Raw genomic sequence first — 13,478 nt, forward strand, 5'->3', positions numbered from 1 at the left:
TCCTTATTTATTATTATCAATGTTACTTTTTAATAACAGGTTTTACATTATCCCAAAATTTGTATAATGATTCATTATCGATCAACATTTGATACAATCTTTCGCTCGGAGTTTTCGATAACCATAGTTTAAGTTGTAGTTCTTTAATTTCGTCTGAAGTATCTTTCATTTCTTTAAAAAAGATTAAATGTTGCAAGCTTAAGTTCTTTAACCCATTTATTAATGTATTCCCAATCTAAAGTATCTAATTCAGCAAGATTTTTTATATCTTGAATTTGGATAGCAGATTGCAGAACTTGAATCCAGATTAATTTAGATATCAATAAATCCTCAACAGTAACCAAATATACTGATTTCCCTAGGTATTCCATCTCAACCCTTCTATTAAATTCTTCTTGTCTGAAATTCTCGTTTTTCAGAATTACAAAATCAGCTTTATATCCTGATTCATGATCAATTATATTAAATAAACTTTGTTGTTTAACTGCATCCTTTACCGAATTAATATTACAATAATAGCCATCCTTAAAATTTGCGACAAATCCATCGATATCCTCCTGTTGAAGATGAATAATAAAGTCAAAATCTCGCGTAGCTCTTGGCACTATATATACTCCCATCGCAATACTTCCTGAAAGCATATAAGGAATATTATTCTCATTTAGAACATCAACAATTTTATTAAAAAAAGAAAGCATACCAGATCTTATGTTAAAAATTAATCAATAACTAAATCCCGGAAATTCAATATTAACAATTTTCCAACTGCTATTGTATAGCGCGAAATACAGCTTAAAAGGTCCGCTTATAATTTTGGATTGTTTTTGAAGAACATCCCGATAACCTGCAACACCTTCAACAAAGCCCATCCCTTTACCATCATTCAGTAGTTCGAAATTAACATCAATAATATCATATCTGCCACCAACATATTCATCGGACTGACCAAAAATACCTTTCAACCTGCTAATAATGACATCTTTGCCGATAATTTTATTACCTGGAAGCATAAAAAAATCATTCAGTTCGTCGGTAATAGCCTTCGATTGTTTAAACCATGCATTTATAAATCTGATGGCACTATTTACAATATCGGCTTGATGGTTAAATGTGGAATTTTTCTGCATGGTATCTTTCAAAAATTAATCGACCAGCCAAAGGCCGATCGATTAAAAAACTTCGCGAAGTTAACTATTCTTTAGCCTTTCTCTAATGTCAGCAAGAGAATAATCGATCAATAAGCTTCCATCTCTGAAAACTTCCTTCAATTCGCCCTTGGCTTCTTCTTCCCAGGTGCACTGATCTTTCAATTCATATTCTCCTTCTGCATTTTTAAAAATCTGCAGTAAACCTTTTGCCGATTTTTTGGTTCCATCGTCGGTAATAGGATCTTTAAATATCTCACGACCAACGCCATCTACCTCGCCATAAGTGGCTTTCATGGCAAAACCAAAAGTATCTCGTGTATTGTACTGATAAGTGAAAGAACCGATACCGAAAACCACGTTGGTTGAAGCAAAACCTTTCGTTTTTAAGCGTTCGCAGATTTGAGTAGCTCTTTCGGTAGTGATGCTATCGCCGTAAATGGCCCCAATCTGTGGAACCAGTTCTTTAAAGCCTTTATCGTTGGTTTTTCCACCAAAAACATCCCAAAGCAGCTCTATCACACCTTTTTTCTCATTTTCATTTTTGCCATTTGGATTGCCGCAAATAATATCAACCGGATCACCGGAATCTGGCCTGATTACTACTTTGCCTGGCCTGGCGATGATATCGTCTTTTAAAACAGGCAGATATTCAGTTAATACTTTCCATAAATCCCAGGTATCGGAAACGATAGATACAATTCCTTTTGGATAAACGTCCAAAATCAAACGTTTAAAAGTTTCGAGCTCGCCAGTATTCGTTCCCATGCACATTACCGAATGTTCTGTAGCTGCAACCGAGCCACCAATCAGCTCTTTATCAGAATCGGCATTGTAATATTCCTCTAAAAAGTCGATTGCAGGAATGGTATCTGTTCCGGTAAAACTCAATAAATGGCCTGCGGCCGATGTTACCGCAGCTTCTATCCCACCCATACCGCGCATAGAGAAATCATGTCCCTGCCAGTCTACAAATTCTGGTACCGATGAGGTTTCTGCTGCATATTTATCCAAAATGGTACGGTACTGTTTTGCAATAGTAGCCGAATTACATGGTAACCAAACCACTGCAGAAAGTAATGTTTCGAAATAATTGGTAAGCCAGAAAAACTCTGGTTTGGTATTGTACATGGTGAACATCGGCACACGCAATGGCACCTCAGCTCCTTCGGGAAGTGATTTAAAAACCATCGGAATATAACCCAGATCGTGCAAATCGGCAATATGCTGCGTTCCTACCAGGTTTTCGCCAAGGTAATTATTGATCCTGCGGGCATATTTGCTAAGAATCTCATCTTTTGGCTGTTTAAAGAAATTCTGGTTAAAATCTTCGATAATGTATTTTTTGATAAAGTACTGTAAGCCAAAAAGTACTACATGGTTTACATTTTCGAGCCTGCTTTTTCTAGGCGTCCAATTGGAATAAACCAATGTGGTATTTTCAGGGTATTGCCTGCGGTGGTCAACTTTATAACCGTCTGTTAATAATAATGGATTCATGGTTTTGATGTATTTAACTATTATTTATTTCTTCCTTTTTCGTTTGGATACAGGCTTTGTAGTGTATCGCTTTGCCAAAATTGTTTGGTTTTGATATCCAAACAGCTTAACTTTCCAGTAAATGCAGCACCAGTATCGATATTCCAAACATTACAGCCCTGCATCGGCACATTAACATTGTAGTAGAGCGTTGGTGTATGACCGATGTAGATTTCGTGATAAAGCAATAAACGTTTCGGATAAATGGCCGAATCTTTTTTAATCCGGTTATCCATAGTCAGTGCCATTTCCCATAACGTTCTGTCCCACGAATAATTGGAAGAATAACGCTCCTTTTCCGGTCCGTGCATGGAAGAAAAACCAGCGTGAATAAAGAGGTTGTTCTGTCCGTCTACATAATAATCATGCATCCGTTCAAAGAAATCCAGATGTTTCTGTCTCATTGTATCCGATATGTCTTTATAACTCTCGATGGTTAATTTACCACCATGTACGAACCAAACATCATCAACAATACCTTTTTCGAGCCAATCGATACACCATGCATCGTGATTTCCTTTGATAAAAATGCATTGATGGCTTTTTTCCAACAGCATCAGGTAATCGATCACCTGAGCCGACTCACTCCATCCGTCAACGTAATCACCAAGAAAAATGAGCTTATCTTCGGTTGATATTTCTGCACGCTCGAATAGCTGGATCAGGCCTTTTAATCCGCCGTGTATATCGCCAATTACCAATGTTCTGCCCATGCTAAAATTCTATATATTCAGCAGGCACAACATCTGTAAGCCACACGTTGTTGGCCGATAAGTAAAATTTATATCCTGCCCTGTGCATCGCCCCGCTGTTAATGATTAGAATAACCGATTTTCCTCTCCTACCACCCACTTTATTAGCGATTTCTTTATCGGCGCTTAAGTGCACATGCTGTCTGCTCATTTTTTGCAGCCCCTGCGTTTTAATATCTGGCAGAAACTTCTCTACGGTACCATGATACAGGTGTTCCAAAGGTTCGGTTTCATTTAAGTTTAATTCTACCGAAATGGAATGGCCTTGATTGGCCCTTATTTTGGTTTTATCAGCATTAAAGGCAAATCTTTTTTTGTCGTTATTTTCAACAACGTATTCAAGCAGCTCAAAATCTAATGTTAGTTCATAAAGGTCAAATTTGGCAATCAGCTCGTTCACCTCTGCCCAGCCATTTTCATCGAGCTTTAGCTTTATTGTTTCTGGCGAATGCCTCAAAATATAGCTGAGCAATTTGCTTATGCCTTTTGTTATTTTATTGTCCATGACTTACTCTTTTATGATTTTCAATTTCCTGTTCAATATTTCATCGTTTAAAATGAACGGTTTTTCAACAGGGGTCATTAAATTTTCCAATTGGCTATTTTGAACAAATTCATACTGTTCTTTTACAAATTGACTAATATCTTCAATTAATAAAATATCATCTTTTGCAAAAGACCTGATAAAATTATCCCTTAATCCAATCTGGATGGCTCTTCTTTCTTGTTTTGCACCATAAGGATCGTGGTCCGGATCCCATTGCAACCTGATATTGGAATTTTCCAGTTCACCTCTCCATTGATCATGAGAAATACCTTCTGTTTGATCGAATGAAGTATAAACTGCGTTTTGCAGGTAATTACGGAATGCAGAAATTTTAAGGTGAATTGCTAACGAAATCTCCTGACCTTCTTTAGTTCCCCAACCACTTCTGTACATCATCCATAAAAAATTGGGTTTTATCCAGGTCATTCTACTTAAACTGAACTCACCTCCAAAAAATTGGTTTTTGACTGCAAACTCACCGATTTCTTTTCGGTAAGCCTGATAAACAATTATTTTTTCGTCATCATACTGGGCCATAATATGGCATCCTGATTTTGGCCATTCTAATATCTGTTCTTTATATTTTTTTACTGTTATTTTCATTTTATAATTCTATTAATAACTCATCTCATTGTTTCATGCGATTGAGTTTTTCTTCATAGAGCTGGTAATTTTCATCGTCGAAACAAACGAAGATTACCTTTTCTATTTTTTCTTTTTCAGCGAAATTATTTACCGTAGTAATGGCAATATCTGCTGCTTTATCCTTCGGGAAATGATAGATCCCCGTACTGATGTTTGGGAAAGCAATTACCTTAACATCGTTTTCTATAGCAAGGTTTAGGCTGTTCCTGTAACAATCGGCAAGCAAAGCCTCATTTTTTTCATTTTTTCCATTCCATACCGGCCCAACAGTATGGATCACATATTTAGCAGGCAAATTACCGGCAGTTGTAATTACTGCATTTCCGGTTTTACATTTCCCCTGTTTATCCCTGATTGCTATGCATGCTTCTAAAATTGCTTTGCCACCTTTTCTGTGGATGGCACCATCAACCCCTCCGCCACCTAATAATGAACTATTTGCCGCATTAACAATGGCATCGGCATTAATTTCTGTTATATCGGCTTTGATTAATTCTAAAATCATTTTTTAAACTTTTCTAATTTGCTATTTAACGCCAGGTTTTCTGTTTTTGCAGATCGACTCGTGAAATAAACATTTACAATTTCTATTGTTCCTGAGATGTGATTATTAAAATCGTTTAACTCCTCTGCAGGAATCCAAAGTTCATTATGTACTGTTCCACCAACATTTTGAACTTCGTAGTGCTTCAAATAGTCCTCATTTACATCAAAAGCAGTTACAATGCCAATAAAGCCAGAAAATTCATCATTGGTATTCCATTCTAGTGCAATCTGTTCAGCATATTGCTGGTTCATTACCGGATAAAAAATAGGTTGCCATGCTAATCTGGACGAAAAAGCTTTAAAGCCACTTTCAGCAATAAGCTCCATTTCCTTTAGTCCAACCGGCCTGAACAATGTTATTGTTTTCATATATTAAACTTTATCTCATCCCTTACTTCCATCAATGCGAACCCCAATAGGTTTAAACCTTTCCACTTTTTAGGATTTAACGCATCCGAATTGTCTTCTGCCAAACCAATCCCCCAAATTGCATCAACCGGACTGGCTTCTACCAGTATCTTACTTTTTGTTTGCAAGAGGAACGATTTCAATGCTTCATTTTGAGAAAACTTAAGCAGGTTTCCCTGTTTTACAATATCAAATTTGTGTGCGTCCCAATTTTCTATGTCAAAATTTTTGATCTGCCTGCCCAGATCTTTTACATCTTTCGGAGAATTTTTTGTTAATATTTTTTCAAAAATCTCCTGATCATTAAACAACAGCGCTTTTTGTGCCATCATGTAATGCTCTGCTGTTTGATAGGTGATGTTGTTTTCAACAATTGAAGATGGCCACCATTGACTCATGCAGGTTTTAATAATCGATCCATCTTTGCTTCTTTGATGCCCCCAAAACATTAAAAAGTCAAATTCCTTTCCATCTATGGTTTTGAATAACCAGTTAATATCGTACTTCATGCCAATTGTCTTTAAACTAATTCTTACCTGCTTTCTACTAACTTTTTAAGCTTCGCAATTACAGCAGCACTAAGCTCATCGAATGTATTGTATTGATCAATCCCTTTCCTTTTACAAACGATATCGATATTGCCTTTTCTCCAAAATCCATCCTCACAACAAACCATTAACTTACCTGAATCGGCAAATAAGCCTAATTCCATCATCGAAATAGGTGATTTGGAATTACCTTCAAGGAACAACAAAATCACATCAGCATTTTCCATGGCATCCAGCTCCCAGTTAACCTGCTCACTAAATTGTGCATTTTCGATTGTCTGCGTCCAGGTATGGTCCCATGATGCTCTGCGCGGATTGAAAACGATAACATTATTCAAAGTATCTTCATTATTTGCCCGATCGATAAACTTTTGCTGCCAATCGATCGAATTGCCCATATCAATGGTTCCAGCAAGAAACACCGAAACATCGGATGGAGTAATAACCTGTGGGGGAAGTATCGTTTTCATCTTTATTTTATAAAATTTCAGCTAGTTTTATCTGCGTTACGCCAGCATGATCAACTTCTTTGATAGAGTCGGTGGTAAAAATCTGTTCAAAATATTTGCCCAGTTCATCAAAGCCTTTGCTAAATATGCCATGACTAATGGCCAGATATAATTTGCCTGCATTTTTAGCCTTTAATGCTTCGGCCAAACCAATAAATGTTCCGCCACCATCGCAGATATCGTCTACTATTAAACAATCGGCACCAGCCAGATCATCACTATACACTTTAAACCCTGAAAGTTTTCCGGTTTTTACATCTCTGCTTTTTGAGCATTCTACAACTTCTGCACCTCCTAAAAATTCGGATACTTTATAAATTTTCTTTAAAGCCCCTCCATCAGGGGAAATGAGTTTTACATCTGTTCCAATTTTTGCGATTACCTGTTTTATAAATTCGTGGTTGGAAATGGTAACGCAGTTGTCAAGCAAGGCTGGGGTTACTTCGCTATGCGGATCGAAAACGGTAACACTTGCCAAAGCCATCGCATTAATGATGTCTGCATAAACTTTTACAGATAAAGGCTCACCGGGAATCATTACCCTATCTTGCCTTGCTGCGGGAAAATAGGGTATAAAAAGATTGATTTCCTTTACGCCCATTCTTTTCAAAGCATCAACGGTAATGCAGATCAGGCCTAAATCATTAAAAGAATTTATCCGGTGTGTAATCGTAACCGGAAGGGCAGCATCAAAATTATTTGAAATTTTAATATGTGGTTCGCCACCTGCAAATAAGAAAGATTTGTATTCGATTAAGTTATTTTCGCCTAGCGGAGTAAAACTTGGATTTAGATTTAACATATATTTGCGTATTATTTACACAAATATAAAAATGATTTTTAGAATCCAAAGAATAATTTGTGTTTTTTTTACGCAAACCTAATGTCAAACTGAAAATTTTCTTTTAAAAGCTGATTGTATTTCGACTTATCAAAGGTAAAAAGCTTGCCTGGCCTGCCGCTGGCACCTATTTTAACCACTTTATCAGTTTCTGTAACAATTCCAAAACTCAGGATTTTTTTCCTGAAATTTCTCCTGTCAATATCTCTCTCTAAAATGGAACAGTATAAATTTTCGAGGTCGGAAAAGAGAAATTCCTGATCTAAAAGATCAAATCCGATGGGCTGATAAGTCAATTTACTTTTTAGGCGTTGATGTGCCAGATTCACCATTTCATTATGATCATAACCCAATTTCGGCACTTCGGCAACTGGAAACCATTTGGCGTCTTTGGCATCAGTATCGGCCTTCAGTACAAAATTTTTAGGATTCACTAAGGCAAAATAAGCAACAGAAATCACCCTGAAACGTTCGTCGCGTTTAACATCATCACCAAAAGTGCCTAACTGTTCAAGGTAATTCACCGTGATACCAGCTTCTTCTTTAAGCTCACGTTCTACTGCTGTTAATAAAGGCTCGTCATCTAAAATAAACCCACCCGGCAACACCCACCGATCGGCCAGTTTACCAAAGCGCTGCTGAACAGCCAATACATAAAGCGTTCCCCTTTCGTAGCCAAAAACAATGGCATCAACAGCAATTTTGATATTTTGATTGATCATTTCCTAATTTGTGTAAAAACAACACAAAGTTAATAAATTTCTCAATCTCAAATCGAATATTAAGATATGGCATTTTCTGAATAAGATTACCTTTTATTTATTTGCCAGCGTAACCAAAATAACCCTTCCACCATCTTCTTTTGAAAGGAGCAGCTTTTTGCCATCGGTTAATTCGACCATAGTATTAACAGGCACCTCTTTATCTTCAGTTTTATCAACCATGGAAGTGAGCGTTTGATTAACGAAAACCCATTTCCCTTCGTGAAAAGTAAAATAGCCAACCGGAATTTTCTGTTCGGCGGTTAACCGTTCATTCCTGATCACGTTCCGGTTAACATGCCACTGAAACAAGTATTGATTGTTGTAAACCATTAACCTATGGTTTTCTGGTCGCCAAACCGTGGGTTGAAACTGATAATACAGATCTAAAACCGGTAATGTTCCTTGATGGCTGGTACCACAAAAAGGACATTTGGGAATCGTGGTATTGTCAAAAACATACCATTTCTGATCACAATAGATATTACTGCATTGTTGCATCAGATCAGTGGTTTTTAACAGCGCAATTTCCCATTCTTCGGCGGTAGGCCGTTGCATTGGATTGTGCAAACCATCTATAAAAGCCTTATCAAACAATGCTTTAAGGTATGGACCGGTGATGGTATATGGAATTTTATTTACATCTGCCCAATAAGTATCCCATTTAGAAATCTGGTTCATTTTAGGCCGGTTTGATAAATCGGCAGGGTGTTCGATAAATAAAGCTTTTTCGCCCATACTCAACAGGTCATCTTTTTCGGTATCGAGATCGTGTACTTTACCGCCTTTTAAGGGATGCCTGTGCAATAAATACATATAAATTAAACAGGCTAATGCATGTAGATCGGTTAAGCGGTTGGGAAGTTTTCTTGAAGGATCAGTTTTATTGAGGTGTTTGGTAGCCAATACTTCTGGCGCAATAAAATCGGCCGTTCCGATTACCTCTGCCTGAAATAAGCCAGGGACAACCAAACCATCCAAATCGATCATGCAGGCCGAGCCGCTTGAAGGATCGATTAACACATTGTTATAAGATAAATCGGAATGCGACAAGCCCATTTGATGCATCTTTTTCACGCCCCTCGAAAGGTTAATGCCAATCTGAAAATAATTTAACCACCTGCCCAGTTCTGTCTGATCCAAGCTTAAGGGAAACAGTTTATTACGGAATTTAGCCCCAGCAAACCATTTTCCATTCTTTTCTTCTCCTTTGATCAGATCGCTGGATGAATAACCTTTTGCAAAAAAGAACTTCGAATTGTAAATCGGGACAATAATCCCAATCCTGTCTCTGGTTTCTATGAGGTCGGTTGGCCAGCGGTATATTTCATTTAAATAATAATCTCCGGCCTCTTTGGATTGAATCTGATCTAAATACCTGGTTACAATCCTGGTTAAACGTTCTTTTTGGTTAAAATCCTGCTTTTCTTTAAAAATAGCCACCACATATTTCCGGTCGGGACTAAAATATACATTTTTAGCCGTTCCGCTTTTAGGGTCGCCATTATCAACATATTGATAGATACGATCGGTTAGTATGGATTTTACGGTAATTATCGACATGATGCTTATTAAAAAATGATGGCCAAAGTTCGATCGTCGTGGTTACCTGGACTCCAGAAATCCATCCATGCAGAAAGCTGATGAGCAATTTCCTGATTTGAGACATCGAAGCTTACCGCAGCACGATCTTCATTATTACCTTTTAAATCATCAACAAATGTTTTCCAATTTTCCAGTTTTTCTAAATTGGCCTCTACCACAAACTTGGCGTCATAAATACCATCCGTCATGAGCATCAGGTAAGAGAAGTCATTAGTTAAGGTAAAACCAAAACGTGTGGGGAATTTTTCACTGCTAAAAATCTCTGGCATGGTAATAAACCTGGTTCCACCACCAAATTCGCCCACATCGAGCCAGTTCATTAGCTTAATTTCAGTTAAATCTTTGTTCAGCAATCCTATCGGACAATCGCCAACGCCAAAAGTTAAAATGGCATAACCGAAATCGAACTTTTTTAACAGCGCGAAAATCAGTGTTGAATGAAAATCTTTTATCGGGTGATTTATTTCTGCTGCAAAACCTTCAATTTGTTGATGGGCATAAAGGGCTGCTTTAGACAAGTTATTGTACACAAAATGGCTGATCGGCTGACTATCCCCTCCCTCTTGATGGTGATGCAATAAGATTTCGTCAAATTGTCTGAGGTTATCGTCAGTTAAATTTTGTTCAAAATAATCAACAACCGCTTTGCAGGCAATTTTAGATCCCTGCCTGGCTAACTTGGCACTTCCGGCGCCATCTGCGACGCAAACTACACTCCAACCATTAGCCTCAAAATGTTTAAAGGCATAATCGTCTTCCCTAAAAGCCCCCACATTGGCATGGCTTCTCCCTCTTTTGGATGAAACTACAATATGCTTGCTGCCCAATTTCTGAAAATCTTCTACCTGATCGGGCTTCCAATAGTGCTGCTCTTTCCAGGTTTTGTCTTTTTGATCATCGCTGGCAATATTTTTCCAAAGCGATTTGGGATCGGCATTGATTACTAAAGAGATCATTTTGGTGTTCGGTTCTGAATTTTCATCTTCACCGAAAACCTTAAATTTCATTTTGACTTTAAAATCGCCGCTTTGGTTTGGGATACCTTCTATCAGTTTAAGATCCGGATTAAAATTTAAACCATATTGATCTAAATTATCAAATGCTATAAAGCTGATCTCCATAAATTCTGGCTGGTTAAAATCCAATGCCTCCTGGTATGGTTTTGCAACTGTAGCATTCGGAATGATGAGTTGCTTTGCTAAAATATCCTCAATCCTTACTTTTAACTCCCAATTCTCCATGATAATTTTATGTTTTTCCATGATCAATTTTACGGCCTCAACATTAAATTCTTCGTGCATAAACTGCTCAAAGAGTTTCTGTCTGTTTGCCGGGACCCGAACATTAAATCTTTTAAAAAGGTTTTCGATGTACATTCTGGTTTCGACCATGCCTAACCTTGTGCTCTTCCAACATCAAAACCACCTTCGCCATAACCATAACTCCCCGTACTACCACACCAGGGGCAGGTACTCATGGTTTCGTTACCGATACAGTGTATTTTTTGGCATTGGCACATGGCCAGGCCAAATTGGTTACCACAGCAGGGGCATGAGGGTGCACCTATCAGTTCTTCAGTATTTACTTTTTGCTGTATGCCATTATCTTCGCACAGCTCGTAATAAGATTGATCTACCTGAAAACCACCCACCAGACGGTAAGCCTGTGTTTGTAGATTTAAACCCTCAAAACCTGATTCGTTAACCACTTTCCGGTACTTCATCAAATATGGCCGCTTTGTATTCTGGCATTTGGCCGATAAAACCACATAATTATTATCAATATACTGTTTAGTAGCCGGTGCTTTCGAAATATCGATTTTAGAAAGGGTATCTCCATCTAATTTTGCGAGTTCGAAGCCAGATTCGTTATTTTCTACACTGATACTGCTTGTTTTAATGGAATCTGTTACCCATTTAAAAAACTTATTGTAATCTTCAGTGCCGGCATTTTTAAACTGGAGTACATTTTCGGTCAGTTCTGCTAAAATCCTCGTATCTGTACTGTCGCCAAAAGAAATGGCGACCATATTTGCGGTACGCTGCCAGTTCTGTTTCCATTCGGCAATGGCGTTTTGCGTATCATCTGTAGGTACACCATCAGTAAACAGAAATACAATCGGTTTCCAATCGCCTTTTTGTTCCATGGTGGTTTTAACGATATCCTTTCTCATCTGGAACATTAAATGCCCTAAACCTTTACTTAAAGACGTGCCCCCGCCAATCGGGAATTTTGGCGGATAAAAACTCACCACTTCCTGCAAGGGAACCAGCGTTTTCGCTTGTCCGGCAAAAACAATAATCGAAATCCAAACGGTTTCTATGGCATAAGGGTCGGTTTTAATGGCTTTAATAATCGTTGCCATCCCTTCTTCTACCTGTTGGATCTGATCGCCAACCATCGATTCGGAAATATCTATTAAAAAGTAAATGGGTAATCTTCTCATATTATAAATAATTGGCTAATGGTTCGAATAAGGAAATAATTTTATGATCCTACATTAAGCTGGTATCATCGGGAAATTATACTGCGGATTTCTTTAGCAACATCCCTGTAACCATCTTTAATCCGTTGATTATAGTTGGTACAGCCGTAAACAACCACATTATCTGTTCCTTCTAAATGATTGACTGAGAAATAAGCGTTTACTTTGTTGTTAAAAGTTACTACCTCATTGCTTTTACTCATTTTATCAAAAACATCAATAAACTGCACATTTAAATAAAGACAATCGCCCTGTAAATCTGCCGCAAGAACCTTAAAATCGCCATATTGATTGCTTCTCAAATTCAGTTCGGCATGGCGCATATTAAAATTAGGAAACTTAAAGCTTTCATAACAGATTAAAATTCCATCTAAAGTTGTTTCAGGAAATATATCGCTGGTAGTTAAAGGCTGGTAATGTGAACCGTTATCGCTGTCTCCACCCGACGACATTGTAACAATAAAACCTATAACCGTAATGGCTATGCTAATTATACTTAGAGCATCCATATCAAATAATTAAAGTAATTTCACTAGGAGGTGGCGGCAAGGTTACACTTTCGCCTGTTCCCTGGCTTTTATTTCCCTGTTCTATAGTTTCGGATACCCATTTAAAAAACTGTTTCAGTGTAGCACTATCGGCCGTATCTAAATGGACTACATCAGGTGTAAGTTCTTTCAATAACGAATCGTTAGCCAAATGCCCTGCAGCACAGCAAACAATTGCTCCAAAGTTTAGCGACTTAATTTTAGGCAGCATTTCGCGGTACAACTGCAGATCGCTAGGCTTTCCATCGGTAAATAAAAACATCAGGGGTTTCCAGTCACCTTTTTGCGTAGAACTGCCCCTTATTATATCAAGCTTAACTTTTTCGTATAACATTTCGAGTGCGTGCCCCGTATGTGTGGGGCCGCTTTGTGGACAAGTGATTTCAGGAAGTTGAAAAGAGGGAAGTTCGGTTAAGGGCACAATTTCTTTAACCTCACGATCGAAAGTAATCATACTGATCCACAAGGAATCTAATGCCTGTGCATCTGCCCTTAATGTATTTACCATACCGCTCAGGGCATTGTTTAAGGCCTGAATAGGCTCTCCATACATCGAACCCGAGGTGTCGATCAAAAAGTAAACAGGTAATCTTCTCATA

At 37.9% G+C, this 13,478-nt stretch carries 17 protein-coding genes; all 17 read right to left on the bottom strand.

The annotated features are described in order from the left end of the window. Positions 1–173: 173 nt before the first annotated feature. Complete coding sequence (locus U859_RS0109170) at positions 174–698, bottom strand: DUF6036 family nucleotidyltransferase (RefSeq protein WP_025143086.1); 525 nt, start codon at positions 696–698, stop codon at positions 174–176. A 24-nt stretch (positions 699–722) separates the two neighbouring features. Then, positions 723–1,127 carry a hypothetical protein gene (locus U859_RS0109175; protein ID WP_025143087.1) on the bottom strand — a complete coding sequence of 135 codons (405 nt, stop codon included), beginning with the start codon at positions 1,125–1,127 and terminating at the stop codon, positions 723–725. Between the two features lie 60 nt (positions 1,128–1,187). Continuing rightward, positions 1,188–2,645: a nicotinate phosphoribosyltransferase gene (locus tag U859_RS0109180; protein WP_025143088.1), complete on the bottom strand. Its 1,458-nt coding sequence runs from the start codon at positions 2,643–2,645 to the stop codon at positions 1,188–1,190. A gap of 20 nt (positions 2,646–2,665) precedes the next feature. Then, positions 2,666–3,397: a metallophosphoesterase family protein gene (locus U859_RS0109185; RefSeq protein WP_025143089.1), complete on the bottom strand. Its 732-nt coding sequence runs from the start codon at positions 3,395–3,397 to the stop codon at positions 2,666–2,668. 1 nt (position 3,398) lies between these two features. Continuing rightward, complete coding sequence (locus U859_RS0109190; protein WP_025143090.1) at positions 3,399–3,941, bottom strand: RNA 2'-phosphotransferase; 543 nt, start codon at positions 3,939–3,941, stop codon at positions 3,399–3,401. A gap of 3 nt (positions 3,942–3,944) precedes the next feature. Then, entirely contained in the window at positions 3,945–4,586 is a 642-nt protein-coding gene (locus tag U859_RS0109195) for a DUF4291 domain-containing protein (protein ID WP_025143091.1), read from the bottom strand. A gap of 25 nt (positions 4,587–4,611) precedes the next feature. Continuing rightward, on the bottom strand, positions 4,612–5,133 hold the full coding sequence (locus tag U859_RS0109200) for an O-acetyl-ADP-ribose deacetylase (RefSeq protein WP_025143092.1): 522 nt from the start codon (positions 5,131–5,133) through the stop codon (positions 4,612–4,614). Beyond that, positions 5,130–5,543 carry a hypothetical protein gene (locus U859_RS0109205; protein ID WP_025143093.1) on the bottom strand — a complete coding sequence of 138 codons (414 nt, stop codon included), beginning with the start codon at positions 5,541–5,543 and terminating at the stop codon, positions 5,130–5,132. The genes U859_RS0109200 and U859_RS0109205 overlap by 4 nt, the downstream gene beginning before the upstream one ends. Further along, positions 5,540–6,091 (bottom strand): NADAR family protein, encoded by a 552-nt coding sequence (locus U859_RS0109210; protein ID WP_025143094.1) that lies wholly within the window; start codon positions 6,089–6,091, stop codon positions 5,540–5,542. The genes U859_RS0109205 and U859_RS0109210 overlap by 4 nt, the downstream gene beginning before the upstream one ends. Before the next feature lie 23 nt (positions 6,092–6,114). Further along, complete coding sequence (locus tag U859_RS0109215) at positions 6,115–6,600, bottom strand: nucleoside 2-deoxyribosyltransferase domain-containing protein (protein ID WP_025143095.1); 486 nt, start codon at positions 6,598–6,600, stop codon at positions 6,115–6,117. A gap of 7 nt (positions 6,601–6,607) precedes the next feature. Further along, complete coding sequence (prs, locus tag U859_RS0109220; protein ID WP_025143096.1) at positions 6,608–7,441, bottom strand: ribose-phosphate diphosphokinase; 834 nt, start codon at positions 7,439–7,441, stop codon at positions 6,608–6,610. 68 nt (positions 7,442–7,509) lie between these two features. Beyond that, positions 7,510–8,202 (bottom strand): NUDIX hydrolase, encoded by a 693-nt coding sequence (locus U859_RS0109225; RefSeq protein ID WP_025143097.1) that lies wholly within the window; start codon positions 8,200–8,202, stop codon positions 7,510–7,512. Between the two features lie 93 nt (positions 8,203–8,295). Further along, positions 8,296–9,804 carry a helix-hairpin-helix domain-containing protein gene (locus U859_RS0109230; protein WP_025143098.1) on the bottom strand — a complete coding sequence of 503 codons (1,509 nt, stop codon included), beginning with the start codon at positions 9,802–9,804 and terminating at the stop codon, positions 8,296–8,298. Between the two features lie 8 nt (positions 9,805–9,812). After that, positions 9,813–11,237, bottom strand: coding sequence for a PP2C family serine/threonine-protein phosphatase (locus tag U859_RS0109235; RefSeq protein WP_025143099.1), 1,425 nt, complete (start codon positions 11,235–11,237; stop codon positions 9,813–9,815). A gap of 2 nt (positions 11,238–11,239) precedes the next feature. Next, on the bottom strand, positions 11,240–12,292 hold the full coding sequence (locus tag U859_RS0109240) for a TerY-C metal binding domain-containing protein (RefSeq protein WP_025143100.1): 1,053 nt from the start codon (positions 12,290–12,292) through the stop codon (positions 11,240–11,242). A gap of 65 nt (positions 12,293–12,357) precedes the next feature. Further along, complete coding sequence (locus U859_RS0109245) at positions 12,358–12,840, bottom strand: hypothetical protein (RefSeq protein ID WP_025143101.1); 483 nt, start codon at positions 12,838–12,840, stop codon at positions 12,358–12,360. Position 12,841: 1 nt separating this feature from the next. Beyond that, entirely contained in the window at positions 12,842–13,477 is a 636-nt protein-coding gene (locus U859_RS0109250; protein WP_025143102.1) for a vWA domain-containing protein, read from the bottom strand. Between the last annotated feature and the right edge of the window lies 1 nt (position 13,478).

Source organism: Pedobacter jeongneungensis (assembly GCF_000633455.1).
Taxonomy (GTDB): domain Bacteria; phylum Bacteroidota; class Bacteroidia; order Sphingobacteriales; family Sphingobacteriaceae; genus Pedobacter; species Pedobacter jeongneungensis_A.

Bases quoted from the DNA above. Each gene is read 5' to 3' on its own strand.
- U859_RS0109195 (WP_025143091.1), bottom strand. From the start codon at position 4,586: ATGAAAATAACAGTAAAAAAATATAAAGAACAGATATTAGAATGGCCA.
- U859_RS0109205 (WP_025143093.1), bottom strand. From the start codon at position 5,543: ATGAAAACAATAACATTGTTCAGGCCGGTTGGACTAAAGGAAATGGAG.
- U859_RS0109245 (WP_025143101.1), bottom strand. From the start codon at position 12,840: ATGGATGCTCTAAGTATAATTAGCATAGCCATTACGGTTATAGGTTTT.
- U859_RS0109190 (WP_025143090.1), bottom strand. From the start codon at position 3,941: ATGGACAATAAAATAACAAAAGGCATAAGCAAATTGCTCAGCTATATT.
- prs (WP_025143096.1), bottom strand. From the start codon at position 7,441: ATGTTAAATCTAAATCCAAGTTTTACTCCGCTAGGCGAAAATAACTTA.
- U859_RS0109250 (WP_025143102.1), bottom strand. From the start codon at position 13,477: ATGAGAAGATTACCTGTTTACTTTTTGATCGACACCTCGGGTTCGATG.
- U859_RS0109180 (WP_025143088.1), bottom strand. From the start codon at position 2,645: ATGAATCCATTATTATTAACAGACGGTTATAAAGTTGACCACCGCAGG.
- U859_RS0109170 (WP_025143086.1), bottom strand. From the start codon at position 698: ATGCTTTCTTTTTTTAATAAAATTGTTGATGTTCTAAATGAGAATAAT.
- U859_RS0109200 (WP_025143092.1), bottom strand. From the start codon at position 5,133: ATGATTTTAGAATTAATCAAAGCCGATATAACAGAAATTAATGCCGAT.
- U859_RS0109240 (WP_025143100.1), bottom strand. From the start codon at position 12,292: ATGAGAAGATTACCCATTTACTTTTTAATAGATATTTCCGAATCGATG.
- U859_RS0109185 (WP_025143089.1), bottom strand. From the start codon at position 3,397: ATGGGCAGAACATTGGTAATTGGCGATATACACGGCGGATTAAAAGGC.
- U859_RS0109215 (WP_025143095.1), bottom strand. From the start codon at position 6,600: ATGAAAACGATACTTCCCCCACAGGTTATTACTCCATCCGATGTTTCG.
- U859_RS0109225 (WP_025143097.1), bottom strand. From the start codon at position 8,202: ATGATCAATCAAAATATCAAAATTGCTGTTGATGCCATTGTTTTTGGC.
- U859_RS0109230 (WP_025143098.1), bottom strand. From the start codon at position 9,804: ATGTCGATAATTACCGTAAAATCCATACTAACCGATCGTATCTATCAA.
- U859_RS0109235 (WP_025143099.1), bottom strand. From the start codon at position 11,237: ATGGTCGAAACCAGAATGTACATCGAAAACCTTTTTAAAAGATTTAAT.
- U859_RS0109175 (WP_025143087.1), bottom strand. From the start codon at position 1,127: ATGCAGAAAAATTCCACATTTAACCATCAAGCCGATATTGTAAATAGT.
- U859_RS0109210 (WP_025143094.1), bottom strand. From the start codon at position 6,091: ATGAAGTACGATATTAACTGGTTATTCAAAACCATAGATGGAAAGGAA.